This is a genomic window from Streptomyces sp. NPDC003248, from assembly GCF_055563235.1.
On record NZ_JBVHDT010000003.1, the window covers coordinates 624,663 to 647,779 of the forward strand.

Here is a 23,117-nt window from a genome sequence, read left to right on the forward strand (position 1 = left end):
GCCGCCCCCGCCCGGCAAGCGAATAACCAGCGGGAACCGGCGGGACGCGCCCCGGCCCGACCACCCACCCACGTTGTGACCGTCGAGAGGAGCCGACCGTGCAGCGGAAGGCGTACGTATCCGGCGTCGCCGCACTCCTCGCGGCGCTGCTGGCCGGCTGCACCGGCGGCTCCGACGACGGCGGCACGACGGACGACTCCAACCCGGGCGAGGCCGGCACGGCGACCGCCGCCGCCCAGCCCGGCCGGTACGACTCGCTGCCCCAGGCCTGCGGCAGCGTCGGCCGCTCCACCCTCGACTCGCTCCTCCCCGGCATCCGCGAGGTCGCCGACGAGACCCAGCGCGAGACCGTCTACGCGGGCGAGGCGACCCTGACGTACGACACGGACCGCAAGGCCGGCTGCCGCTGGAAGGTGTCGTCGGCGGAGGCGACCGACCACCTCTTCGTCGACTTCGAGCGCGTGGTGTCGTACGACAACGCGGTCAGCGACGACAACCAGGCCGAGACGCTGTTCGCCGGGAAGGTGACCGCGGCCGACCTCCCGGCGCCCACGGCCACGGAGACCGGCAGCGCGCAGTCGACCCCCTCCACGGCCACGGGCACCACCGCGAGCACGAGCACCACCGCGGGCACGTCCAAGGGCGCGCCCGCGAGCCCGAACCCCTCGGCGTCCACGAGCCCGTCCGCCCCGGCCTCCGCCTCCACCTCCGCTTCCCCCTCCCCGTCCGTCACCCCGGCCGACCTCCAGCCCCGCCTCCTCGACGACCTGGGCGACGAGGCGTTCGTCGACGACGCGCTCTCCAGCTCCGGTTCGACGGCGAAGCAGCGCACCGTGACTGTGGCGTTCCGCACGTCCAACGTCATCGTCACCATCCAGTACGAGGAGCAGCCGGCGACCGTCGGCGTGGTCCCGGACAGCAAGGAAATGCAGGACAGGGCCCGGAAACTGGCCGCCCAGATCGCCGACTCCCTCGCGGGCTGAGGCCACTTCACGCCCGCCGGGGGCCCGCCCGCTCAGCTCCCGAACCGCAGCCGCACAGCTTTTCCACCGCGTACCGTGGCCCCTCGGACCCGATCCGACCGCAGGAACCACGAGCGTCATGAGTGAAGGAACCATGCAGCGACGAGCCCAGCGAGACGACCAGCACGACCAGCGAACCCAGGGTGCCGGAGGCCTCAGCCGCCTCCTGGCCGCGGCAGCCGCACTCCCCGTGATGCTGATCGTCGCCGGCTGCTCCTCGGACTCCGACTCCGGCGACGACGCGCAGAAGGCCGCTGCCAGTGCCAGTGCCAGTGCCAGTGCCGAGGCGGGTGCCACGGTGAGCGCCGCGCCGACGGTGCAGGCGGCGGCGTACCAGGCGCTGCCGGAGGCGTGCGCGGCGCTGTCGAAGAAGACGCTGACCGAGCTGGTGCCCAAGGACACGAAGGGCAAGGAGGGCACGTCGAGCGACACCGCGACCCGGGCGTCCTGCTCCTGGTCCAGCCTGGACAACAACGGGGTGAAGGGTTCCCAGTACCGCTGGCTGAACGTTTCCCTGCTGCGCTTCGAGTCGGACGCGTCGACCTCCGCGGACCAGCGGGCGCAGGAGTACTACGCCAAGCAGGTGCAGGGCGCCAAGACGGTGTCCGGCGCGACCGGCACCAAGACGCAGGCGCTCACCGGGGCCGGCGACCAGGCGACGACCGTGCGTTACGACTTGAAGAAGAAGGAAGGCGCCTTCAAGCAGCAGACGGTCGTGGCGCGCGTGGAGAACGTGGTCGTCACCGTCGACTACAACGGCGCCGGTCTGGCGGGCGAGAAGACGCCGAACGCGGACACCCTGACGAAGGCCGCGGAGAAGGCCGCCAAGGAGGCGGTGGCGTCGGTCCGGACGGCCAACGGCGAGGGCACGAGCGGTGGTTCGGCTTCCCCGACCCCGTCGAAGACGTCGTCGAAGACCACCTCCGCGACGCCCTCCGCGACCGCTTCCGCGACCGCCTCGGCGAGCACCTCCAAGGCGGCTTCGACGACCGCGGCGAAGGCCGCCGCCACGACCTCGTCGAAGACCTCCGTCAAGAAGAGCTGACGGACCGGCACCACGCGCACCGCACACATGTGCCACCCTGTTGCGCGCAACAACACGCAAGGGGAGGGGAGTGCGGGTGGCCGCGCCAATACAGCTGACCCGGATGCACCGCGTTCTCATCGGCGTGGTCGTGACCGGCGCCGTGATCATCGCCGGTATCGGCTTCGCGGGTTCCTACGCGGCGGTCCGGGAACTGGCCATCCAGAAGGGCTTCGGGAACTTCTCCTACGTCTTCCCGATCGGCATCGACGCGGGCATCTGCGTCCTGCTCGCCCTGGACCTGCTGCTGACGTGGATCCGGATCCCGTTCCCCCTGCTGCGGCAGACGGCCTGGCTGCTGACGGCGGCGACGATCGCGTTCAACGGCGCCGCCGCCTGGCCGGACCCGCTGGGCACCGGCATGCACGCGGTGATCCCGATCCTGTTCGTGGTCGCCGTCGAGGCCGCCCGGCACGCCATCGGCCGGATCGCCGACATCACGGCGGACAAGCACATGGAGGGGGTCCGCCTCACCCGGTGGCTGCTCTCCCCGGTCCCCACGTTCCTGCTGTGGCGCCGGATGAAGCTCTGGGAGCTCCGCTCCTACGAGCAGGTGATCAAGCTGGAGCAGGAACGTCTCGTCTACCAGGCCCGCCTCCGCTCCCGCTTCGGCCGCGCCTGGCGCCGCAAGGCCCCCGTGGAGTCCCTGATGCCGCTGCGCCTCGCCCGGTACGGCGTCCCCCTGGCGGAAACGGCCCCGGCCGGCCTGGCCGCGGCAGGCATCGAACCGGCCCTCCTCCCCCCGGCCCCCCACCAGGAACTCCCCCCGGCATCCCCCCAACAACTCCCCCCGGCCGCGGCCCAGCCCCCCGCAGCCGCCGCAGCTGCGGGCAGTCGTGCCGCTGGGGCGGCACGGGTGGGCGCTGGGGGTACCTCCCAGGCCGTTCAGGCACTGGGGGAGGCACCTTCCAGCGAGCAGCGCCTGGACCCCGGCGGCACCAGCGAGCAGCACCCTCACCCCGGCGGCAACCAGAACCCCGGCACCCCCGACAACGCCCCCGCCCCCGACCCGGAAGTGAACCCCTGGCTCCACGCCCGGCACCCCCACCAGGTCGAGTACCAGGGCGGCTACAACCCCCAGTACGACCCGCAGTACGACCCCGAGGCGCAGTACGAGCAGTGGTACGAGGAGCAGGTCCAGGCCGACGAGTACCGCGAACAGTACGAGGAGGAGCCCCCGGCCCCCGGCCAGGAACCGGCCCCCGAGGAGACCGGCACGTTCCCCATCCCCGTCGGCCCCAACCGCACCCGCGAACTCGGTGACGGCGGCGGCTCCCCGGAGCCGAACGAGGAGGCGTACTACCAGGTGTTCCGCCAGTCGATAGACGGCAGCTACCCCACGCCCCGCGTCCTCGGCGACAACATCCAGGCGACCTACGGCAGGACGCTGAGCGTCAGCGAGCTGAAGAGCCTCGCGGAGCGCTTCCAGCAGCGCCACTCGGCGGAGCTGGAGGAGGACCACATCGCGTGACCCCCGGCTACGCCCCTGACCCCCGGGTATGACGGAGGGGGCGCCCGGCGAACACCGGGCGCCCCCTCCGTCGTGTCCGGGGCCTGTCCGGGGCCTACTCCCCGAGCAGGGTCCGCACCCGCTCCTGCCCCACCGCCAGCAGCAGCGTGGGCAGGCGCGGACCGGTGTCCCGTCCGACCAGCAGGTGGTACAGCAGGGCGAAGAAGGTCCGCTGGGCCGTCTTGATCTCGGCGGGCAGCTCCTTGGGCGTGGCGTCGGCCGAGAACCCGGCCTGGACCTTGGGCACGCCGTACACGAGGTGGGTCAGCCCGTCGAGGGACCAGTGCGAGGCCAGCCCGTCGAGCAGCAGCCGCACCGACTGCCGGGAGGCCTCGTCGAGGGACTTCAGCAGGTCGGTGTCGGGCTCGTCGCGCACGATGGTCCGCTGGTCGGCGGGGACGTGCGCGTTGATCCACGCCTCGGCCTTGTCGAACCGCGGCCGGGCCTCGTCGAGCGAGCCGAGCGGGTTGTCCGGGTCCAGCTCGCTGAGGATGCGCAGCGCCTGGTCCTGGTGGCCGGCGGTGATGTCGGCGACGGAGGCCAGCGTCCGGTACGGCAGCGGGCGCGGGGTGCGGGGCAGCTCGCCGCCGGCCGTCCGCACCGCGCGGGCGTGCGCCGCCGCGTCCGCGGGCAGCACGGTCCCGTCGGCGACCTTCGCGTCGAGCTTGTCCCACTCGTCGTACAGCCGCTGGATCTCCTGGTCGAAGGCGATCTTGAAGGACTGGTTGGGCCGGCGCCGGGCGTACAGCCAGCGCAGGAGCTGCGGCTCCATGATCTTGAGCGCGTCCGCCGGGGTGGGCACCCCGCCCCTCGACGACGACATCTTCGCCATGCCGCTGATGCCGACGAAGGCGTACATCGGACCGATCGGCTGCTTGCCGCCGAAGATCCCGACGATCTGGCCGCCCACCTGGAAGCTGGACCCCGGGGACGAGTGGTCGACGCCGCTGGGCTCGAAGACGACGCCCTCGAACGCCCACCGCATCGGCCAGTCGACCTTCCAGACCAGCTTGCCGCGGTTGAACTCGTTCAGCCGGACGGTCTCGGAGAAACCGCAGGCGTCGCAGGCGTACGTCAGCTCGGTGCTGTCGTCGTCGTAGGAGGTGACGGTGGTGAGGTCCTTCTCGCAGTTGCCGCAGTACGGCTTGTACGGGAAGTAGCCGGCGGCGCCGGAGCTGCCGTCGTCCTCGGACGCGGCGCCCGAGCCCTCGGCGGCCTCCAGCTCGGCCTCGTCGACGGCCTTCTGCTGCTGCTTCTTCGCCGGGGCCTTCTTGGTCCGGTACTGGCCGAGGATCGCGTCGATGTCGCCCCGGTGCCGCATGGCGTGCAGGATCTGCTCGCGGTAGACGCCGGAGGTGTACTGCGCGGTCTGGCTGATCCCGTCGAACTCGACGCCCAGCTCGGCCAGCGCCTCGACCATCGCGGCCTTGAAGTGCTCGGCCCAGTTCGGGTGCGCGGAGCCCTTCGGGGCCGGGACGGAGGTCAGCGGCTTGCCGATGTGCTCGGCCCAGGACTCGTCCACGCCCGCGATGCCGGCCGGCACCTTGCGGTAGCGGTCGTAGTCGTCCCAGGAGATCAGGTGCCGGACCTGGTACCCGCGCCGGCGGATCTCGTCGGCGACCAGGTGGGGCGTCATGACCTCGCGGAGGTTCCCGAGGTGGATGGGGCCGGACGGGGAGAGGCCGGACGCGACGACGACCGGTTTGCCCGGGGCCCGACGCTCCGACTCCTCGATGACCTCATCCGCGAAACGGGAGACCCAGTCGGTGGTCTCGGTGCTCTGAGCCACGATCGGCACGTCCTCTTGAAGCTCGAACTCTGGATTGGCCCCTCCATACTCCCAGACGGCCCCGCGCCCGGGAAAACCGCTTTACCCCCCATGGGATACTGGCCGTGTCTATCCATCCCCACGAGGAGAACGGCACCCACTCCTATGGCCCCGGTCACGTCCCTCAGCCACTCCGTCGAACAGCACCTCGCGTCCGCCCTCTCGGCCACCCTGCCGGAGGCCGCCGGCGCGGACCCGCTGCTGCGACGCAGCGACCGGGCGGACTTCCAGGCCAACGGGATCCTCGCCCTGGCGAAGAAGGCGAAGGCCAACCCGCGGGAGCTGGCGACGCAGGTCGTCTCCCGGGTCGTCACCGGCGGCGTGATCGGGGACATCGAGGTCTCCGGCCCCGGCTTCCTCAACGTCACGGTCTCCGACCGGGCGATCACCGAGAACCTCGCCGCGCGGTACGCGGACACCGACCGCCTCGGCGTGCCGCACGCGGACGCCCCGGGCACGACGGTCATCGACTACGCCCAGCCGAACGTGGCGAAGGAGATGCACGTCGGCCATCTGCGCTCCGCCGTCATCGGCGACGCGGTGGTCCAGCTGCTGGAGTTCACCGGCGAGACCGTGGTGCGGCGGCACCACATCGGCGACTGGGGCACCCAGTTCGGCATGCTGATCCAGTACCTGGACGAGCACCCGCACGAGCTGGACCACAAGGAGTCCGCGGTCAGCGGCGAGGAGGCGATGTCGAACCTCGACCGCCTCTACAAGGCCGCGCGCAAGCTGTTCGACGCCGACGAGGAGTTCAAGACGCGGGCGCGGCGCCGGGTGGTGGACCTCCAGGCGGGGGACCCGCACACGCTCGCCATGTGGCAGAAGTTCGTCGACGAGTCGAAGATCTACTTCTTCTCCGTCTTCGAGAAGCTGGACATGGAGATCCGGGACGCGGACATCGTCGGCGAGTCCGGTTACAACGACATGCTGGCGGAGACCTGCCGCATCCTGGAGGAGTCGGGCGTCGCGGTGCGCTCGGAGGGCGCCCTGTGCGTGTTCTTCGACGACGTCAAGGGCCCGGACGGCAACCCGGTCCCGCTGATCGTGCAGAAGTCGGACGGCGGCTACGGCTACGCGGCCACGGACCTGTCCGCGATCCGCGACCGTGTCCACAACCTCAAGGCGGACACGCTCCTGTACGTCGTGGACGCCCGTCAGTCCCTGCACTTCAAGATGGTCTTCGAGACCGCGCGCAGGGCGGGCTGGCTCGACGGCGACGTGAAGGCGCACCAGCTCGCCTTCGGCACGGTCCTCGGCAAGGACGGCAAGCCGTTCAAGACCCGTGAGGGCGAGACGGTCAAGCTGGTCGACCTCCTCGACGAGGCCGTCGAGCGGGCCACGGCCGTCGTCCGGGAGAAGGCCGAGAAGGTGGGCCTGAGCGAGCAGGAGATCGTGGAGAACGGCCGGTACGTCGGCATCGGCGCGGTGAAGTACGCCGACCTGTCGACCTCCGCCGTCCGGGACTACAAGTTCGACCTGGACCAGATGGTCTCACTGAACGGCGACACGTCCGTCTACCTCCAGTACGCGTACGCCCGTGTCCAGTCGATCCTGCGCAAGTCCGGCGAGGCCCGCCCGGTCGCCCACCCGGAGCTGGAGCTGGCCCCGGCGGAGCGGGCGCTGGGCCTGCACCTGGACCAGTTCGGCGAGACGGTCCTGGAGGTCGCGGCCTCCTACGAGCCCCACAAGCTGGCGGCCTACCTGTACCAGCTGGCCTCGCACCTGACCTCCTTCTACGACCAGTGCCCGGTCCTGAAGGCGGACACCCCGGAGCAGGTCGAGAACCGCCTGTTCCTGGTGGACCTCACGGCCCGCACGCTCCACCGGGGCATGGCCCTGCTGGGCATCCGGACGCCCGAGAAGCTCTGACGGCACGCCAGCCCGACGGCCCGCCGGAACCGTTCCTCGCACCCGTGCGTCCCGCTCCGAGAGAAGCGGGAACACGAGTGCGAGGAGAAGCCGTTGGGCGGCCAGGACGACCCGTCGCTCGGCGAGGCCCTGATCAGCCTCGTTCTGATCGCCGGAGCGGGCGTGCTCATCCCGGCCACCGTCGTCCTGCCGCTGATCGGCCTGGGCATCTGGGTCACCCACCTCATACGGCGTCGCCGCAGGTGAGCGCGGACTGTCAGTGCCGGCCCCTACAGTCACGGGCATGGCGACTCTTCCCAACCCGCTGCCCCGGCTGGCCTCCGACCCGAGCGGCCGGTCCCTCGGGCTCCAACTGCCCCCCGGCAGGCTGATCGACGGCTGCGACGCCTCGTCGGACGGGCCGGTGCTGTGGCATGCCGAGCAGGCCGCGGCCCCCGGCAACTGGACCGCGTTGGGCGCACGGGCGACGCGGGCCGGCCTGCTGCCGGTGCTCGTCGACGTGGGCGGCGGCCAGGGCGGCCCGGAGAAGTGGGAGCTGATGCCGGGGGAGGCGTCCTACCCGGGGGACCATGACGCCGAAGACGTCCTGGCCGACTTCTGGGAGCCGGGCGAGGAGGAGGACGAGGAGGCGGACGGGGTCGAGGGGGCCTGGGACGACGAGACCGCCGAGCTGCTCGCGCCCTTCGGCCCCGACTGGCCGGGCCTCGCCCCTTCCCCCGCCCTCACCATGGACCCGGTGGCCTGCGCCGCCCAGGTCGCCGACCTGCTGACCGACGGCTCGGCGTCCTGGCCCGAGAAGGCGCACCTGGCCCTGGTCCCGGCCCGCCGCTCCGCCGACATCCCGGCCGCCCTCGGCTGGCCCGGCCCCCTCAACCACACGGACGACGTGGCCCGCCTCTGCGCGGTGCTGCGCTCCTGGGAGGACCGGTTCGGCATACGGGTCGTCGCGCTCGGCTTCGACCTGCTCGCGGTCTCCGTGGCCGCCCCGCCCGCCACCGTCCACGAGGCGGAGGCGGTGGCGGCCGAGCACTTCGCGTTCTGCCCGGACAACATCACCCAGGGGCCGGGCAGTCTGCGGGAGTACGCCCGGGAGCTGGTCGGGGCGCGCGTGTGGCACTTCTGGTGGGACTGAGCCCTCCGGGGGGACTGACCCCGCAGGCCCCCTGCACGAGTCCCCGCCCGCCGGTCAGCCCCTGAGCCCCCGTCCCAGCCTGCGCAGCCCCTCCGCGATCTCCTCCGGCGTCTGCGTCACGAAGCACAGCCGCAGCGTCGACCGGTCGGGCGGGCCGGCGTGGAAGGGGGCGCCGGGCACGTAGGCGACGTCCTCCTGGACCACCCTCGGGAGCAGCGCGGTGGTGTCGTACGCCTCCGGCAGCCGGGCCCAGAGGAACATGCCGCCCTCGGGCCGGCTCCAGACGGAGCCCTCGGGGAGGGCGTCGGGCAGCCCGGCGAGCATGGCGTCCCGGCGCTCGCGGTAGACGGCGGCGACGCGGGCGACGTGCGCGTCGAGGTCGCGGTCGGCCAGGTAGCGGGCGGCGGCGAGCTGGTTGACGGTCGGGGTGTGCAGATCGGCCGCCTGTTTGGCGACCGCGCAGGCCCGCCGCAGCTCCGCCGGTGCCCGCAGCCAGCCCAGCCGCAGGCCGGGGGCCATCACCTTGGAGAAGGAGCCGAGGAGCACGGTCCGGTCGCGGGCGTCGGGGTGGGCGGCGATCCAGGGGACGTGCTCACCCTCGTAGCGGAGTTCGCCGTACGGGTCGTCCTCGACGATCCACAGGCCGTGGACGGCGGCGACGGAGGCGAGGGCGGACCTGCGCTCGGCGGAGAGGGTGCGGCCGGTGGGGTTCTGGAAGGTGGGCACGGTGTAGAGCAGCTTGGGCCGCTCCCGCACGACCAGGTCGGCGAGGGCCTCCGGATCCGGTCCCTCCGCGTCACCCGGCACGGCGACGACCCGCGCGCCCGCGAGGCCGAAGGCCTGGAGGGCGGCGAGGTAGCAGGGGTCCTCGACGAGGACGGTGTCGCCGGGGTCGATCAGGGCGGTGGCGAGAAGGGACAGCGCCTGCTGCGACCCGGTGGTGACGAGGACGTCGTCGGCGTCGGTCGGCAGTCCCCGGGTGCTCATCCGCTGCGCGAGCCGCTCGCGCAGCGCGAGCTCGCCCTCGGTGGTGGCGTACTGGAGGGCCCGGCCCGGCACTTCCTCCAGCACGTGCCGGAAGGCGGCGGCGACGCCCTCCCGGTCGAACAGCTCCGGCGCGGGCAGCCCGCCCGCGAAGTTGATCACCTCGGGGCGGGCGGTGACGGCGAGGATGTCCCGCACCGGCGACCCCCCGGTGGCACGGACCCGCAGGGCGAGCGGCGGAGGGGAGGCGGGCGCGGGCGGCGCCGCGACAGGGGCGGTGCCGAGTGCGGTGGGAAGGGTCATGACCGCACCCTAGATAAATACATGCCGTCTACAAGAACTCTTTTCGCGATGTGGACGGCGATGCGGACGGCACATATGAACGGCGGCGGACGCCTGCGCCCCTGCGCCCCTGCGGCATGCGGAGTGCGGAGTACGGAGCGCCTACCGGATCTTCCGGGCGACCTCGGTGGCCCAGTAGGTGAGGATGGTCCGCGCCCCGGCCCGCTTGATGCCGGTCAGCGTCTCGACGATCGCCCGGTCCCGCTCGATCCAGCCCTTCTCGGCGGCGGCCTCGATCATCGCGTACTCGCCGGAGATCTGGTAGGCGGCGACCGGTACGTCCACGGCGTCGGCGACCCGCGCCAGGATGTCGAGGTAGGGTCCGGCCGGCTTGACCATCACCATGTCGGCCCCCTCCTCCAGGTCGAGGGCGAGCTCGCGCAGCGACTCCCGCAGATTGGCGGGGTCCTGCTGGTACGTCTTGCGGTCCCCCTTCAGCGAGGACCCGACGGCCTCCCGGAAGGGCCCGTAGAAGGCGGAGGAGTACTTGGCGGTGTAGGCCAGGATGGACACGTCCTCGCGCCCGATCTGGTCCAAGGCGTCGCGGACGACGCCGATCTGACCGTCCATCATCCCGCTCGGGCCGACCACGTGGGCGCCCGCGTCGGCCTGCACCTGCGCCATCTCGGCGTACCGCTCCAGGGTGGCGTCGTTGTCGACGCGCCCCTCGGCGTCGAGCACACCGCAGTGGCCGTGGTCGGTGAACTCGTCCAGGCACAGGTCGGACATGACCAGCAGGTCGTCCCCGACCTCGGCCCGCACGTCCCGCAGCGCGACCTGGAGGATGCCGTCCGGATCGGTCCCGGCGGTGCCGAGGCCGTCCTTCTTCGCCTCCTCCGGAACGCCGAAGAGCATGATCCCGGAGATCCCGGCCTCCACCGCCTCCGCGGCGGCCTTCTTCAGACTGTCCCGGCTGTGCTGCACGACCCCGGGCATCGCCTCGATCGGCACCGGCTCGCTCACGCCCTCCCGCACGAACGCGGGCAGGATGAAGTCGGCCGGGTGCAGCCGGGTCTCGGCGACCATGCGCCGCATCACGGGGGTGGTGCGCAGCCGCCGGGGACGCGTACCGGGAAAGGATCCGTACTTCGTCATACGCCTACGCTACGCCCGCCCCACCCCCGCCTTTGCCGACGCACCGTCGGTGCCCCGCCCCGGTCCGGTGGGCGTCCGGAACGGCCGGCGGGCCTCCTGGGCGGCCGGCCTTCGTCCCGCCCTCAGCCGCGGGCGACGGCCCCCTCGACGAGGGCCACGGCGGCGCGGGGATCGTCGACCTCGAGGACGAGGCGGTCGTAGTCCTCGGCGTCGGCGAGTTCGATGACGACGGCCTTGTCCGGGTTCTTCACGTCCCAGAAGAGGCGCTCGCCGTCACGGCGGAAGCGGCCCGCGGCGATCACACCGGGGAGGTAGGTGCCCCCGGTGCGGATGCCCTTCGGTTCGCGGGCGATGCCGGGGTCGTGGGTGGCGCCCCGCACGTGGGCGAGCGGTATCTCCAGGCGGCTCTTGAGCGCCCAGAGCTTGTCGAGCCCCTGGAACTCGGCGATCAGCAGGCCGCGTTCACGGTCGACGGAAATCAGTGCCATGTCGGTTCTCCTAGGGCCCTAAGGGGCGGTCGGCTGGGCGCGCAGGCGCAGGCGGGTACCGAGGACGGTGGAGGCGGTCCGGGGAGCGGCGTCACCGTGGGAGGGACGCAGCGCGTCCTCCAGCGCGGCGACGCCTTCCGCGACCATCGCGGCGACCTCCGGGTCGTGCGGGGCGCGTTCGGCGGCGGCGAGCAGGAGGAGCCCGGCGGCCGGCCCGGCGTCGAACGAGGCGACGGCCGCCGCCAAGGCCTGCGTGGGGTCGGTGAGCGTGCCGATGGCGGCGGTGGTCGGGTGGATCTCGTGGTCGAGATGGCTGCGGAGAGCGGTCAGATGGAGCCCCCGCTTGGAACCGAAGGCCTTGTAGAGGCTCCCCCGATGAATCCCGGTCGCCGCGACCAGGTCGTCCACCGAGGTCCCCTCGTACCCGCGGACGGCGAAGAGCGCCGCCGCGTCACCGACGGCCCGATCGGCGTCGAAAGCGCGTGGTCGTCCCATGTCCTTGACCGTACGCCATTTGAGAACGACCAGTCAAGAACGATCGTTCTTAATCGGTTGAGCCGCGGGTCTTCCGAAGAGGGTGTCCGCCGGGTCACGGATCTGTCCCAGCCGGTGGTGATCGCGGAAGGTGCCGACCGGGGCCAGAACCTGGGCCTGCCCCCGCTGTCGGCCCGAGGGGTACCGATGGGCGTGTAACGACAGTGTCTGGGGCGGTGGTTGAACGGAACGGGTCGTGGCGCGGACATGTCTTGGTGATCAGAAAAGCTCGCTCGTACCGACGCGGACCGAGCGGCCGACAGGATCCACCGAGACTGAGGAAGTAACGATGCGCGTTCGTAAGCTCACCTTCGCCGCCCTGGCCGTCGCCGCGGGTCTGTCGCTCACGGCCTGCAACGGCGACGACCTCGCGGCGCAGAGCGACGGGGCGTCCGCGTCTTCCGCATCCACCTCGAACAGCACCTCGGCTTCCACCGGTTCGGAGCAGGGGGGCTCGGAGCAGGCAGGGGAGACGGAGTCCGCCGGGAGCGGCTCCGCCACGGACGCCGAGACCGGCACGTGCCGGACCGACGAACTGGAGGTCACCGCGACGGACACCACCATCACCGGTGACGCCGAAGGCTCGGTCGCGGTCACGTTCAAGAACGGCGGTGGCCACGACTGCACCCTGTCCGGGTACGCGGGCGTCGACCTGAAGACCAGCGCGGGGGATCTGTCCGCCGAGCGCAGTGGCCAGGCGTCCGACCCCGTGACTCTCAAGGACGGTGAGTCGGTGTCCTTCGGCATCGTCTACCCGCTCAACGACTCGGGCGGCTCCGGCGTCAGCATCACCGGCCTGGTGGTGACCCCGCCGAACGAGACGAAGTCGGTCACCCTGGCCTGGCCGGGCGCCGCCACCCTGCCCGTCACCGACGGCACCGGTTCCTCCCTCACGGTCGGCCCGATGGGCAGCGCGGGCCAGGGCGGGGCGAGCTGACCCGTGGATCCGGGTTTCTGCCTCGGCCGCCTCACGCGGCGCAGAGCGGGCTGACCGTCGTCGACGGCTCGGATCGCGACCGGCAGTCGCGGCAGCGGCCGGGATGTGGGGCACGGAAGGCGCGTTCGCAACCGTCGCAGGTCTGGAAGGGGTGGGGGCGGTGCCCCGCCGCCTGGGCGTCTGCCGGTACGGGCGGTGGCGTTGGGATCGCCGGAAGGGGAGCGGGCAGCAGCTCGCGGAGGCGGTAGCCGAGGACGGCGGCTGGGTGGCGCATGTCGTCGGGGAGCCCGGCGGTCAGGGCACGGTGGACCACGGAGGCCGGGGTGCCGCGGTCGAACCAGGCGGTGACGGCGGGCGCGAGCGTGCGCACGTCCCGCACGGAGAGGGTGAGGCGGCTGTCGGTGCGGCGCAGGCCCGCGAGGAGGGCGACGGCCCGCTCGTGGCGTGCGTCGCGAGGGGCATCGGCATCCTCCTCGGGCGGGCTCTGCGGTACGGCCCGCCGCTCGGGGGCTGCGGCTGATCGCTCGGGAGTGTCAGGCGGTCGAGCGGCCACGGGAGCGGTGTGCGCGTCGCGGGACGGCAGACGGTCCGCGCCTCGGTCGTCCTCCTGGGGTGCCTGCCGGTCGTCCCCCGACAGGCGGACCGGCGCGCTGCGGCCACGCGGGCGGGCCGCGGGGACACGCGCGGGGGCCGACTGCGCGGCGGTGGCACCGGGGGTGTGATGGGCGTACGTACGCGTGAACAGCCGCCCCGCCTCCGTACGCTCCCGCACCCGCTCCAGGTACCCGTGCGCCTCCAACTCCCGCAGGGCGAAGGCGATCCGGTCCCGCCCCTCGGGGAAGCGGTCGGCGAGGCTGCGGATGTCGACGGGGGCACCCTCCGGCAGCGACAGGATGTGCGCGGCCAGTCCGATCGCGGTCAGCGACAGCTCGCGGTGCTGGGCGAGGTGGTTGCCGACGACCGTGTACTGGCCCGACTGGAACGCCCGTACGTGAGTGACACCGGAGGGGGTGGTTGTCTGCTCAACACCCTGACTCGGGCGGGCAACGGCATTAGGCTTCTTCTCAGCCATAGGGAAGCTCTTCTCTTCCTTGTTGGTCAGGCCCTCGCCCTGGGATTGCAGTCCCGGCGGGGGCCGATGCATGTGCGGGGCAGTGGAGTTGTCTGCGCCGAGACTGCACGCTCGCGCCCTCCGTCCGCCACTCAGATCGACCGGTTTCACCCGCCCGAGTGACGTACACGAGGTTTGGTTGGTTGGTTGGTTTTTTCCCTGGGTTTTTTGGTCTTTTACCGCCCGCCGCCCCGGCCCGCGCCCCACCGGACGACCCACTTCCGGGCTCCGGCACGGGACGCGCGGACAGGCGTTCACTGATGGGGCGCCAGATCGATTTCCGCCCACACCGTCTTGCCCGGCACCGGCCCCGGCCGTACACCCCACCGGTCCGCCAACTCCTCCACGAGCAACAGGCCGTACCCGGACTCCGCGGGCACTTCGGCCGCCGATCGCCCCCGGGAGGGATCAAGGTCGCCCCGGTTGTCACTGACCTCGATGCGCAGCACCCCGGACGCGGCGACGGAGAGGGTGAGCCGGAAACTCTGGCCGGGAACGCGACCGTGCAGCGCGGCGTTCGCCGCCAGTTCGGCGATGACGAGCCGGGCCGGATCGCACGGCAGTCCCCAGTCGTTCAGCCGCTCCGCCGCGAGCAGGCGGGCGAGACGGGCACCGCGCCGGGTGGCGGAGAGCGGCACCGAGAACAGGTGGACAGGAGCGGGCGCGGCGGGCGCGGTTTGCTGATTCACATCACTCAGCGTGTTTACGCGTGCGTACTCTGTGAAGACGGGCGGCCCGTGCGGACGGTGTCCGTCCGTGCGGCGTCCGGTTTCCGTCCGGACCGTACGGGGTGACGGGCAGCGGGCGCCGGGGTTGGACCGGGAAGGGCACGGCGGGAGGGCTACGGACGTGAACGAGTGGGACGCGGGAGCGGCGGACGACGAGGAGGCCGGGGCCGTGATGAGGGCCGTCCAGCGGCAGCTGAAGCTGTGGCGGGAGTCGGCCGGCCTCACCCAGGCCGAGTTCGGGGCGGCCATCGGGTACGGCGAGGAACTGGTCTCCTCCGTGGAACGGGGGCGGCGCATCCCCCGCCCCGAGTACCTGGACCGCGCCGACGAGGCCCTGAACGCGGGCGGCAGGATCGCCGCGTTGAAGGAGGACGTGGCGGAGGTCCGGTACCCGAAGAAGGTACGGGACCTGAAGAAGCTGGAGGCAGAGGCGGTCGAGCTGTGCGCCTACAACAACTCCGTGGTGCACGGGTTGTTGCAGACCGTGGAGTACGCGACTTCGGTCTTCAGCGCGCGCCGACCGCCCTTCAGCGCGGACGAGTTGGAGCAGCGGTTGGCGGGCCGCGTGTCACGCCAGAAGATCGTCGACGACATGACGGCCCGGCCGTTCTTCAGTTTCGTCCAGTGCGAGTCGACTCTCCGGCGACCGATCGGAGGCAAGATGGTCCTTCGGCGCCAGCTCGAACGGCTGCTGGAGATCGCCGAGTTCCGAAATGTCGATCTCCAGGTGCTCCCACTGAGCCGCGAGATGAACTCCGGCCTGGCCGGTTCCTTCAGACTGCTCAGGCTCAAGGACGGCAGCACCGTCGGGCATGTCGAAGTGCAGCACATCAGCCGGGTGATCTCCGATCCGAAAGAGGTTCAGCTGCTCGACATGCGTTATGGGACCATCCGGGCACAAGCTCTCGACCCGAGAGAGTCGACAGCCCTCATCGAGAAAGTGCTGGGAGAGACATGATCCGCACGCCTGCAAGGGAAGACGGACCGGCGCTGGAGTGGATAAAGAGCAGCCACAGCACGCCGGACGGCCCCGACTGCGTCGAAGTGGCTTGGAGGAAGAGCAGCTACAGCACGGACGAGGGCCCCGACTGCGTCGAAGTGGCCGCAGCCCCGGACCACATCCTCGTCCGCGACTCCAAGAACCCCGTCGGCCCCCGCCTCACCCTCACCCCCACCACCTGGGCGGCCTTCCTCCCGTACGCCTCCGAGGCCTGAGCGGGGGCAAACGAAACGGCCCCGCATCCGACTGCTCGGATGCGGGGCCGCTCGGGTGCCTCAGGTCGCCCGGCGCCGGCGCGACCCCGGACGCCGCTCGCTGGGCCGGGTCACCGGGTCCCCGGCGTCCAGTGCGGCGGCCCGGCGCCGCAGGCCGAAGTCGGCCAGGGCCTCCGCCAGCTTGTGCACGGACGGCTCGGGAGCCATGACGTCGACGCGGAGCCCGTGCTCCTCGGCGGTCTTGGCCGTCGCCGGGCCGATACAGGCGATCACGGTCACGTTGTGCGGCTTGCCCGCGATACCGACCAGGTTCCGCACGGTCGACGACGACGTGAAGAGAACGGCGTCGAAGCCGCCGCCCTTGATCGCCTCCCGCGTCTCCGCGGGCGGCGGCGAGGCGCGCACGGTCCGGTAGGCGGTGACGTCGTCGACCTCCCACCCGAGCTCGATGAGCCCGGCGACCAGGGTCTCCGTGGCGATGTCGGCGCGGGGCAGGAAGACGCGGTCGATCGGGTCGAAGACCGGGTCGTAGGGCGGCCAGTCCTCCAGCAGCCCGGCGGCCGACTGCTCGCCGCTCGGCACCAGGTCCGGCTTCACGCCGAAGGCGATCAGCGCCTTGGCGGTCTGCTCGCCCACCGCGGCGACCTTGATCCCGGCGAAGGCGCGGGCGTCGAGCCCGTACTCCTCGAACTTCTCGCGGACCGCCTTGACGGCGTTCACCGAGGTGAAGGCGATCCACTCGTAGCGGCCGGTGACCAGGCCCTTGACCGCGCGCTCCATCTGCTGGGGCGTGCGCGGCGGCTCGACGGCGATCGTCGGCACCTCGTGCGGCACGGCACCGTAGGACCGCAGCTGGTCGGAGAGCGACGCCGCCTGCTCCTTGGTCCGCGGCACGAGCACCTTCCAGCCGAACAGCGGCTTGGACTCGAACCACGCGAGCTGGTCGCGCTGGGCGGGGGCGGAACGCTCACCGACCACGGCTATCACCGGCCGGCCGCCCTCGGGGGAGGGCAGCACCTTCGCCTGCTTCAGCGTCTGCGCGATCGTGCCGAGCGTGGCGCTCCACGTCCGCTGCCGGGTCGTCGTACCGGCGACCGTCACCGTGAGCGGGGTGTCGGGCTTGCGCCCGGCCGAGACCAGCTCGCCCGCCGCGACCGCCACCGCGTCCAGCGTGGTCGACACGACGACGGTCCCGTCGGAGGCCCCGACCTCGGTCCAGCACCGGTCGGACGCCGTGCGCGCGTCCACGAACCGGACGTCCGCGCCGTGCGCGTCCCGCAGCGGCACACCGGCGTACGCGGGCACGCCGACCGCCGCCGCGACGCCGGGGACGACCTCGAACGGCACACCGGCCGCCGCGCAGGCGAGCATTTCCTTCGCCGCGTACGTATCGAGTCCCGGGTCCCCGGTCACCGCACGGACGACCCGCCTGCCGCCCCGCGCGGCCTCCATGACAAGATGTGCCGCATCCCGCACAGCGGGTACCGCAGCGCTTGTTGACGTAGCGTCAACAAGCTTGGGGTGAGGCGTGCCCGTGCCCGGGAGCGGATCCGACGAGGGATCCGGTTCCGCGTTCACGACGGCGACGCCCGGCCTGGCGTGCGTCCGCACGACGTCGAGCACCTCGTGCTCGGCGACGAGGACGTCCGCGTTGGCCAGCGCCTCCACGGCGCGCAGAGTCAGCAGCCCCGGATCCCCGGGTCCGGCACCCAGGAAGGTGACGTGCCCGTGTTCGAGGCCGGTGGGAAGGGTGGTGGGGCTCACTGTGCTCGCTCCCCCATCAGACCGGCCGCGCCCTGGGCGAGCATCTCGGCCGCGAGTTCGCGACCGAGCGCCATTGCCCGGTCGTGCGTCTCGGGCACGGGACCGGTGGTGGACAGCTGCACCATGCGCGTGCCGTCGGTGGTGCCGACGACGCCGCGCAGGCGCATTTCGTTGACAATCTGCCTGTCGGCCTGGGGGTCCCCCCGCTCGAGCGGAGCCGAGAGTGGGGGAAGGTCGGCCAGCGCACCCACGGGAGCGCTGCAACCGGCCTCCAGGGCGGCGAGCAGTGACCGTTCGGCGGTCACGGCGACCCGCGTGAACGGGTCGTCGAGCTCGCCGAGTGCCGCGACGAGTTCCGCGTCGCGCGCGGCACACTCGATCGCCAGCGCCCCCTGGCCGGGAGCGGGCAGAACCGTGTCGACCGACAGGAAGTCGGTCACTTCCTCACTGCGGCCGATGCGGTTCAGCCCGGCCGCGGCCAGCACCACCGCGTCCAGCTCGCCGCTGCGGACGAACCCGATCCGGGTGTCGACGTTGCCGCGGATCGGCACCGTCTCGATGTCCAGCCCGTGGCTGCGCGCGTACGCGTTCAGCTGCGCCATCCGGCGCGGCGAACCGGTGCCGATGCGCGCCCCGCGGGGCAGGTCGGTGAACTTCAGCGCGTCCCGGGCGACGATCACGTCCCGCGGGTCCTCGCGCTCCGGTATCGCGGCCAGGACCAGGTCCTCGGGCTGCGTCGTCGGCAGGTCCTTCAGCGAGTGAACCGCGAAGTCGACCTCGCCCCGCAGCAGCGCGTCCCGCAGCGCGGTGACGAACACGCCCGTGCCGCCGATCTGCGCGAGGTGCTCGCGGGAGACGTCACCGTAGGTGGTGATCTCGACGAGTTCGACGGGCCGTCCGGTCACCTGGCTCACGGCTTCCGCCACCTGCCCGGACTGGGCCATGGCGAGTTTGCTCCGCCTCGTGCCCAGTCTCAGTGCCTTCTTGGTCATCGTGGCCCTCGGTTCTTCTCGGTGCTGTCCTCGGCGCGCGAGACGGAGGCCACCGTCTCCTGGTCGAGGTCGAACAGGGTGCGCAGCGCGTCCGCGTACCCGGCGCCGCCGGGCTCGGCCGCGAGCTGCTTGACCCGGACGGTCGGCGCGTGCAGCAGCTTGTCCACGACGCGCCGTACGGTCTGCGTGATCTCCGCGCGGTGCTTGTCGTCCAGGCCGGGCAGCCGGCCGTCCAGCCGGGCGATCTCGCTCGCCACGACGTCGGCGGCCATCGCGCGCAGCGCGACGACGGTCGGCGTGATGTGCGCGGCCCGCTGCGCGGCGCCGAACGCGGCGACCTCGTCGGCCACGATCCGCCGCACGTGGTCCACGTCCGACGCCATCGGCGCGTCCGCGGAGGCCTCGGCGAGCGACTCGATGTCGACCAGGCGCACCCCGGCCAGCCGGTGCGCGGCCGCGTCGACGTCCCGCGGCATCGCCAGGTCCAGCAGGAACAGCACCGGCTCGGGCCGTACGGGCACGGCGACCGGCTCAGGCCTGCGCAGCTCGGGGATGCGGCCGACGGTCGCGGCGGTCGCGGCCAGCGCGGTGATCAGCCCGGGGTCGGTGTCGGGCCGGCGGGCGGCCTCGCGGCGGTCGACGGCGGTGCCGGCCGCCCACGCGGCGTGCTGCTCCAGCGTCGCCGCGTCCATGCCGGCCACGGCGGCCTCGCCCATCACGGAGAACCCGGACTGCTGCACGGCCGACAGGTCCAGCGGGCAGCCGTCGTCGGTACCCACGGAGGTGGGCGGCAGCGGCCGTACGTCCGCCGGCGCCGACCCGGCACCCACGGTGCCTTCGGTGGGGGCGACGGGCGTTCCGGTGCGGCCCTCGACCGCCGTCGCGACCGCTTCCGCCGTCAGGACGAGTCCCGTCGCCCCGGTACAGGAGACGGCGACGTCGGCACGTGTCAGCTCCTCGGCCACCGACTCCATCGGCACCGCGCGGGCCACGACGTCCGTGTCCTCGGCGTCGGTGAGGATCCGGGCCAGGCGCTCGGCGCGGTCGAAGGTGCGGTTGGCGACGACGACCTCGGCCACGCCCACGCGCGCGAGGGTCGCCGCGGCCAGCGACGACATCGAGCCGGCGCCGATGACCAGGGCGCGCTTGCCCCGCGCCCACCCGGCCACGTCCCCGCCCGCCGCCAGCTGCTCCAGGCCGAAGGTGACCAGGGACTGGCCGGCGCGGTCGATGCCGGTCTCGGAGTGGGCGCGCTTGCCGACCCGCAGGGCCTGCTGGAACAGGTCGTTCAGCAGCCGTCCGGCGGTGTGCAGCTCCTGGGCGCGGGCCAGGGAGTCCTTGATCTGGCCGAGGATCTGGCCCTCGCCGACGACCATCGAGTCCAGGCCGCAGGCCACCGAGAACAGGTGGTGGACGGCGCGGTCCTCGTAGTGCACGTAGAGGTAGGGGGTGAGCTCCTCCAGCCCCACCCCGCTGTGCTGGGCGAGCAGGGTGGACAGCTCGGCGACACCGGCGTGGAACTTGTCGACGTCGGCGTACAGCTCGATGCGGTTGCAGGTGGCGAGCACCGCGGCCTCGGTGGCCGGTTCGGCGGCGACCGTGTCCTGGAGCAGCTTGAGCCGGGCGTCCGGGGAGAGCGAGGCCCGCTCCAGGACGCTGACCGGGGCGCTGCGGTGGCTCAGCCCGACGACGAGGAGACTCATGCCGGCATCACGGCGGGGACGTCCCCGTCGGGTCCCTGGTCGGTGCTCTTCCCGCGGGGCGCGGCGGTGGCCGGGACGGCCGTCGCGGCCTGGGCAGCCGTCGCGGCCTTGGCGGGCGCGGCGGCCGGGGCGGGCGCGGCGTCGAGCGCGGCCTCCTCGCCGGCCTTGCGCTGCTCGTGGAAGGCGAGGATCTGAAGCTCGATGGAGAGGTCGACCTTGCGCACGTCGACGCCGTCCGGGACGGACAGCACGGTCGGCGCGAAGTTCAGGATGGAGGTGACGCCGGCGGCCACGAGCCGGTCGCAGACCTGCTGGGCGGCACCGGCGGGCGTCGCGATGACACCGATCGACACACCGTTGTCCTGGATGATCCTCTCCAGGTCGTCGGTGTGCTGGACGGGGATCCCGGCGACGGGCTTCCCGGCCATCGCGGGGTCGGCGTCGATGAGGGCCGCGACCCGGAAGCCACGGGAGGCGAACCCGCCGTAGTTGGCCAGCGCCGCGCCGAGGTTACCGATACCGACGATCACGACCGGCCAGTCCTGGGTCAGGCCCAGCTCGCGGGAGATCTGGTAGACGAGATACTCGACGTCGTACCCCACCCCTCGCGTCCCGTAGGAGCCCAGGTACGAGAAGTCCTTGCGCAGCTTCGCGGAGTTGACCCCCGCCGCGGCCGCGAGCTCCTCGGAGGAGACCGTGGGGACCGAACGCTCGGAGAGCGCGGTCAGGGCGCGGAGGTACAGCGGAAGACGGGCGACGGTGGCCTCGGGAATGCCTCGGCTGCGGGTCGCCGGTCGGTGAGTTCGGCCAGTTGCCACGGTGCTCCTGCGGGTAGAGCGGGGCTGCAGGCGGTCATACGTCCCCAGACCGCCCCGTCGACAGCAGGCTATGTCTTTGTGAACGCGTGCACAAAGATGGTGTCCGATTTGCCCGGCCAACGTGACCGGGCTCACGCGCCCCCGGCGCGTTCGTGGGGAACCGGCGCACACGCGCCCACGTTCCTTCCGTATTGGGGGCAAAGTCGCACACTCTCCTCACGAATCCCGCCCCCGAGACCTGGTCGCCGTCGATTTTAAGCGACTTTTCGGAACTCTTGGACTGGCCGGTCAGTTTCCTGTCAGCCGCCCGAGCGGCTCTTCGGCTCCCCGAGGGGCTCCCGCGGGGCCCCCTCAGTTCCCCGAGAGCTCCCTGCGCAGCCGCTCCTCGTCAACGCGCCAGAACGTGTGCTGCTTCCCGTCCACGAGCACCACCGGGATCTGCTCCCAGTACTGGTCGTGGAGAGCGGGGTCCTCGGTGATGTCCCGCCGCTCCCACGGGACCCCGAGATCGCCGCACACCTTCTCGACCACCTCCTGCGCGTCGTCGCACAGATGGCAGCCGGGCTTGCCGATCAACGTCACCAGCCGGTCCTGCGGGGCGGGGCCCTTCCGGCGAAACAGGGGACTCATGCCGGCCATTCTCGCGCGCCCTCGCGCATCGGGCAGCGGCCGTGCGCGCGACCGTGACACAACCCGGCGACGGACCGCCCGCACCGCCCTCCGCGCGACGCCTTCCGCGACGCCGTCCGCGACACCTTCCGGGGCGTCTGCCGCGCGGCTTCCGGGCGGCTTCCGGGCGGCTTCCGGGCGGCTTTCGCGACGCCTTTCGCCGGGCGTTTAACGACACGGTCGCGGAGAGTTCACAGCGTCCCGACCTCGTGAAACCGGAACCACCGAACAGACTGGCTATGCTCACGCCATGGCCGCTCTCGGATGGCTCACTCCCCGTAGGCGCTCCGCCACGGCGCGGAGCGTGTTGGCAGGCGAAGCGTCGGCGGAGGCCGCCCGCAAGGACGTCTCCGCGCAGGAACCGCCGTTCCCCGTGCACGGCGACGACCGCGCCGCCGCCTTCTTCGACCTCGACAACACCGTGATGCAGGGCGCCGCCCTCTTCCACTTCGGCCGCGGCCTGTACAAGCGGAAGTTCTTCGAGACCCGCGACCTCGTCAAGTTCGCCTGGCAGCAGACGTGGTTCCGGCTGGCCGGCGTCGAGGACCCGGAGCACATGCAGGAGGCCCGCGACTCCGCCCTGTCGATCGTCAAGGGCCACCGCGTCTCCGAGCTCCGGTCGATCGGCGAGGAGATCTACGACGAGTACATGGCCGAGCGGATCTGGCCCGGCACCCGCGCCCTGGCCGAGGCCCACCTGGAGGCCGGCCAGAAGGTGTGGCTCGTCACCGCTGCGCCGGTGGAGATCGCCCAGGTCATCGCCCGCCGGCTCGGCCTGACCGGGGCGCTGGGCACGGTCGCCGAGTCGGTCGACGGGGTCTACACCGGCAGGCTGGTCGGCGAGCCGCTGCACGGCCCGGCCAAGGCGGAGGCGGTCCGGGCGCTGGCCGCGGCGGAGGGCCTGGACCTCTCCCGCTGCGCCGCCTACAGCGACTCCCACAACGACATCCCGATGCTCTCGCTCGTCGGCCACCCCTACGCCATCAACCCCGACGCCAAGCTCCGCAAGCACGCCCGCGAGCTGGACTGGCGGCTCCGCGACTACCGCACGGGCCGCAAGGCCGCCAAGGTCGGCATCCCGGCGGCGGCCGGCGTGGGCGCGGTGGCCGGCGGCACGGCGGCGGCGATCGCCCTCCACCGCCGCCGCCGCTGACCCTCGGCAGCCGCAACCACTCCTCGGCCACCGCCGCGGACCCTCCCCCGCCGCCTCTGCCCCCCTCCGCCGCCGGGACCCGGGAGCGCCCCCGCTCCTCGTAGGTGACCCGCGCGGTTGACGCACGCGGTGACCC

Annotated in this window: 22 protein-coding genes; 10 read left to right on the top strand and 12 right to left on the bottom strand. The window is 72.3% G+C overall.

Annotated features, from left to right (window positions below; genetic code table 11):
* The first annotated feature begins 98 nt into the window (after positions 1-98).
* The 3 genes from ACZ3KJ_RS11660 to ACZ3KJ_RS11670 all read left to right on the top strand — a co-directional run bounded on the left by ACZ3KJ_RS11660 (position 99) and on the right by ACZ3KJ_RS11670 (position 3,577).
* A complete protein-coding gene (locus tag ACZ3KJ_RS11660; protein WP_467526314.1) occupies positions 99-983 on the top strand; it encodes a DUF3558 domain-containing protein in 885 nt (294 codons plus the stop codon).
* Positions 984-1,101: 118 nt separating this feature from the next.
* On the top strand, positions 1,102-2,067 hold the full coding sequence (locus tag ACZ3KJ_RS11665) for a DUF3558 family protein (RefSeq protein WP_467526315.1): 966 nt from the start codon (positions 1,102-1,104) through the stop codon (positions 2,065-2,067).
* A gap of 103 nt (positions 2,068-2,170) precedes the next feature.
* On the top strand, positions 2,171-3,577 hold the full coding sequence (locus ACZ3KJ_RS11670) for a DUF2637 domain-containing protein (protein ID WP_467526316.1): 1,407 nt from the start codon (positions 2,171-2,173) through the stop codon (positions 3,575-3,577).
* 94 nt (positions 3,578-3,671) lie between these two features.
* On the opposite strand, the gene lysS is transcribed toward ACZ3KJ_RS11670, so the two are convergent.
* The gene (gene lysS, locus ACZ3KJ_RS11675; protein WP_467526317.1) at positions 3,672-5,414 is read right to left on the bottom strand and encodes a lysine--tRNA ligase; all 1,743 of its coding nucleotides are present in this window, start codon (positions 5,412-5,414) and stop codon (positions 3,672-3,674) included.
* A 135-nt stretch (positions 5,415-5,549) separates the two neighbouring features.
* On the opposite strand from lysS, the gene argS reads away from it, so the two are divergent.
* The 3 genes from argS (at position 5,550) to ACZ3KJ_RS11690 (ending at position 8,448) form a co-directional block, all read left to right on the top strand.
* The gene (argS, locus tag ACZ3KJ_RS11680; protein WP_467526318.1) at positions 5,550-7,316 is read left to right on the top strand and encodes an arginine--tRNA ligase; all 1,767 of its coding nucleotides are present in this window, start codon (positions 5,550-5,552) and stop codon (positions 7,314-7,316) included.
* Between the two features lie 93 nt (positions 7,317-7,409).
* The gene (locus ACZ3KJ_RS11685; protein WP_467526319.1) at positions 7,410-7,562 is read left to right on the top strand and encodes a hypothetical protein; all 153 of its coding nucleotides are present in this window, start codon (positions 7,410-7,412) and stop codon (positions 7,560-7,562) included.
* Between the two features lie 37 nt (positions 7,563-7,599).
* Positions 7,600-8,448 carry a DUF4253 domain-containing protein gene (locus tag ACZ3KJ_RS11690; protein WP_467526320.1) on the top strand — a complete coding sequence of 283 codons (849 nt, stop codon included), beginning with the start codon at positions 7,600-7,602 and terminating at the stop codon, positions 8,446-8,448.
* A 54-nt stretch (positions 8,449-8,502) separates the two neighbouring features.
* On the opposite strand, the gene ACZ3KJ_RS11695 is transcribed toward ACZ3KJ_RS11690, so the two are convergent.
* From ACZ3KJ_RS11695 to ACZ3KJ_RS11710, 4 genes are all read right to left on the bottom strand, one after another.
* Positions 8,503-9,735, bottom strand: a complete 1,233-nt coding sequence (locus ACZ3KJ_RS11695; RefSeq protein ID WP_467526321.1) for an aminotransferase-like domain-containing protein — start codon at positions 9,733-9,735, stop codon at positions 8,503-8,505.
* Positions 9,736-9,876: 141 nt separating this feature from the next.
* Complete coding sequence (gene hemB, locus ACZ3KJ_RS11700; RefSeq protein WP_467526322.1) at positions 9,877-10,869, bottom strand: porphobilinogen synthase; 993 nt, start codon at positions 10,867-10,869, stop codon at positions 9,877-9,879.
* A 122-nt stretch (positions 10,870-10,991) separates the two neighbouring features.
* Positions 10,992-11,357 (bottom strand): hypothetical protein, encoded by a 366-nt coding sequence (locus ACZ3KJ_RS11705; protein ID WP_467526323.1) that lies wholly within the window; start codon positions 11,355-11,357, stop codon positions 10,992-10,994.
* Between the two features lie 18 nt (positions 11,358-11,375).
* A complete protein-coding gene (locus tag ACZ3KJ_RS11710) occupies positions 11,376-11,852 on the bottom strand; it encodes a TetR/AcrR family transcriptional regulator (RefSeq protein ID WP_467526324.1) in 477 nt (158 codons plus the stop codon).
* Between the two features lie 328 nt (positions 11,853-12,180).
* Between ACZ3KJ_RS11710 and ACZ3KJ_RS11715 the strand changes: the two genes are divergently transcribed.
* Positions 12,181-12,828 carry a DUF4232 domain-containing protein gene (locus ACZ3KJ_RS11715; RefSeq protein WP_467526325.1) on the top strand — a complete coding sequence of 216 codons (648 nt, stop codon included), beginning with the start codon at positions 12,181-12,183 and terminating at the stop codon, positions 12,826-12,828.
* A 31-nt stretch (positions 12,829-12,859) separates the two neighbouring features.
* Here ACZ3KJ_RS11715 and ACZ3KJ_RS11720 read toward each other — a convergent pair whose 3' ends face one another.
* Together ACZ3KJ_RS11720 and ACZ3KJ_RS11725 are read right to left on the bottom strand one after the other, a co-directional pair.
* Positions 12,860-13,900, bottom strand: coding sequence for a helix-turn-helix domain-containing protein (locus tag ACZ3KJ_RS11720; RefSeq protein ID WP_467526326.1), 1,041 nt, complete (start codon positions 13,898-13,900; stop codon positions 12,860-12,862).
* A 293-nt stretch (positions 13,901-14,193) separates the two neighbouring features.
* On the bottom strand, positions 14,194-14,628 hold the full coding sequence (locus tag ACZ3KJ_RS11725) for an ATP-binding protein (protein WP_467526327.1): 435 nt from the start codon (positions 14,626-14,628) through the stop codon (positions 14,194-14,196).
* A 160-nt stretch (positions 14,629-14,788) separates the two neighbouring features.
* On the opposite strand from ACZ3KJ_RS11725, the gene ACZ3KJ_RS11730 reads away from it, so the two are divergent.
* Positions 14,789-15,625: a helix-turn-helix domain-containing protein gene (locus ACZ3KJ_RS11730; protein ID WP_467526328.1), complete on the top strand. Its 837-nt coding sequence runs from the start codon at positions 14,789-14,791 to the stop codon at positions 15,623-15,625.
* Positions 15,622-15,882 carry a DUF397 domain-containing protein gene (locus ACZ3KJ_RS11735; RefSeq protein ID WP_467526329.1) on the top strand — a complete coding sequence of 87 codons (261 nt, stop codon included), beginning with the start codon at positions 15,622-15,624 and terminating at the stop codon, positions 15,880-15,882. The genes ACZ3KJ_RS11730 and ACZ3KJ_RS11735 overlap by 4 nt, the downstream gene beginning before the upstream one ends.
* 60 nt (positions 15,883-15,942) lie before the next feature.
* Here ACZ3KJ_RS11735 and ACZ3KJ_RS11740 read toward each other — a convergent pair whose 3' ends face one another.
* The 5 genes from ACZ3KJ_RS11740 to ACZ3KJ_RS11760 all read right to left on the bottom strand — a co-directional run bounded on the left by ACZ3KJ_RS11740 (position 15,943) and on the right by ACZ3KJ_RS11760 (position 21,798).
* Positions 15,943-17,646, bottom strand: a complete 1,704-nt coding sequence (locus ACZ3KJ_RS11740; protein ID WP_467526330.1) for a bifunctional uroporphyrinogen-III C-methyltransferase/uroporphyrinogen-III synthase — start codon at positions 17,644-17,646, stop codon at positions 15,943-15,945.
* On the bottom strand, positions 17,643-18,638 hold the full coding sequence (hemC, locus tag ACZ3KJ_RS11745; RefSeq protein ID WP_467526331.1) for a hydroxymethylbilane synthase: 996 nt from the start codon (positions 18,636-18,638) through the stop codon (positions 17,643-17,645). Before hemC ends, ACZ3KJ_RS11740 begins: the two co-directional genes overlap by 4 nt.
* Positions 18,635-20,341, bottom strand: a complete 1,707-nt coding sequence (locus ACZ3KJ_RS11750) for a glutamyl-tRNA reductase (protein WP_467526332.1) — start codon at positions 20,339-20,341, stop codon at positions 18,635-18,637. Before ACZ3KJ_RS11750 ends, hemC begins: the two co-directional genes overlap by 4 nt.
* Complete coding sequence (locus ACZ3KJ_RS11755; RefSeq protein ID WP_467526333.1) at positions 20,338-21,159, bottom strand: redox-sensing transcriptional repressor Rex; 822 nt, start codon at positions 21,157-21,159, stop codon at positions 20,338-20,340. The genes ACZ3KJ_RS11750 and ACZ3KJ_RS11755 overlap by 4 nt, the downstream gene beginning before the upstream one ends.
* A gap of 351 nt (positions 21,160-21,510) precedes the next feature.
* The gene (locus tag ACZ3KJ_RS11760; protein ID WP_467526334.1) at positions 21,511-21,798 is read right to left on the bottom strand and encodes a glutaredoxin family protein; all 288 of its coding nucleotides are present in this window, start codon (positions 21,796-21,798) and stop codon (positions 21,511-21,513) included.
* A 280-nt stretch (positions 21,799-22,078) separates the two neighbouring features.
* Here ACZ3KJ_RS11760 and ACZ3KJ_RS11765 point away from each other — a divergent pair, with 280 nt between their 5' ends.
* Positions 22,079-22,981, top strand: coding sequence for an HAD family hydrolase (locus tag ACZ3KJ_RS11765; protein WP_389512904.1), 903 nt, complete (start codon positions 22,079-22,081; stop codon positions 22,979-22,981).
* Positions 22,982-23,117 lie beyond the last annotated feature (136 nt).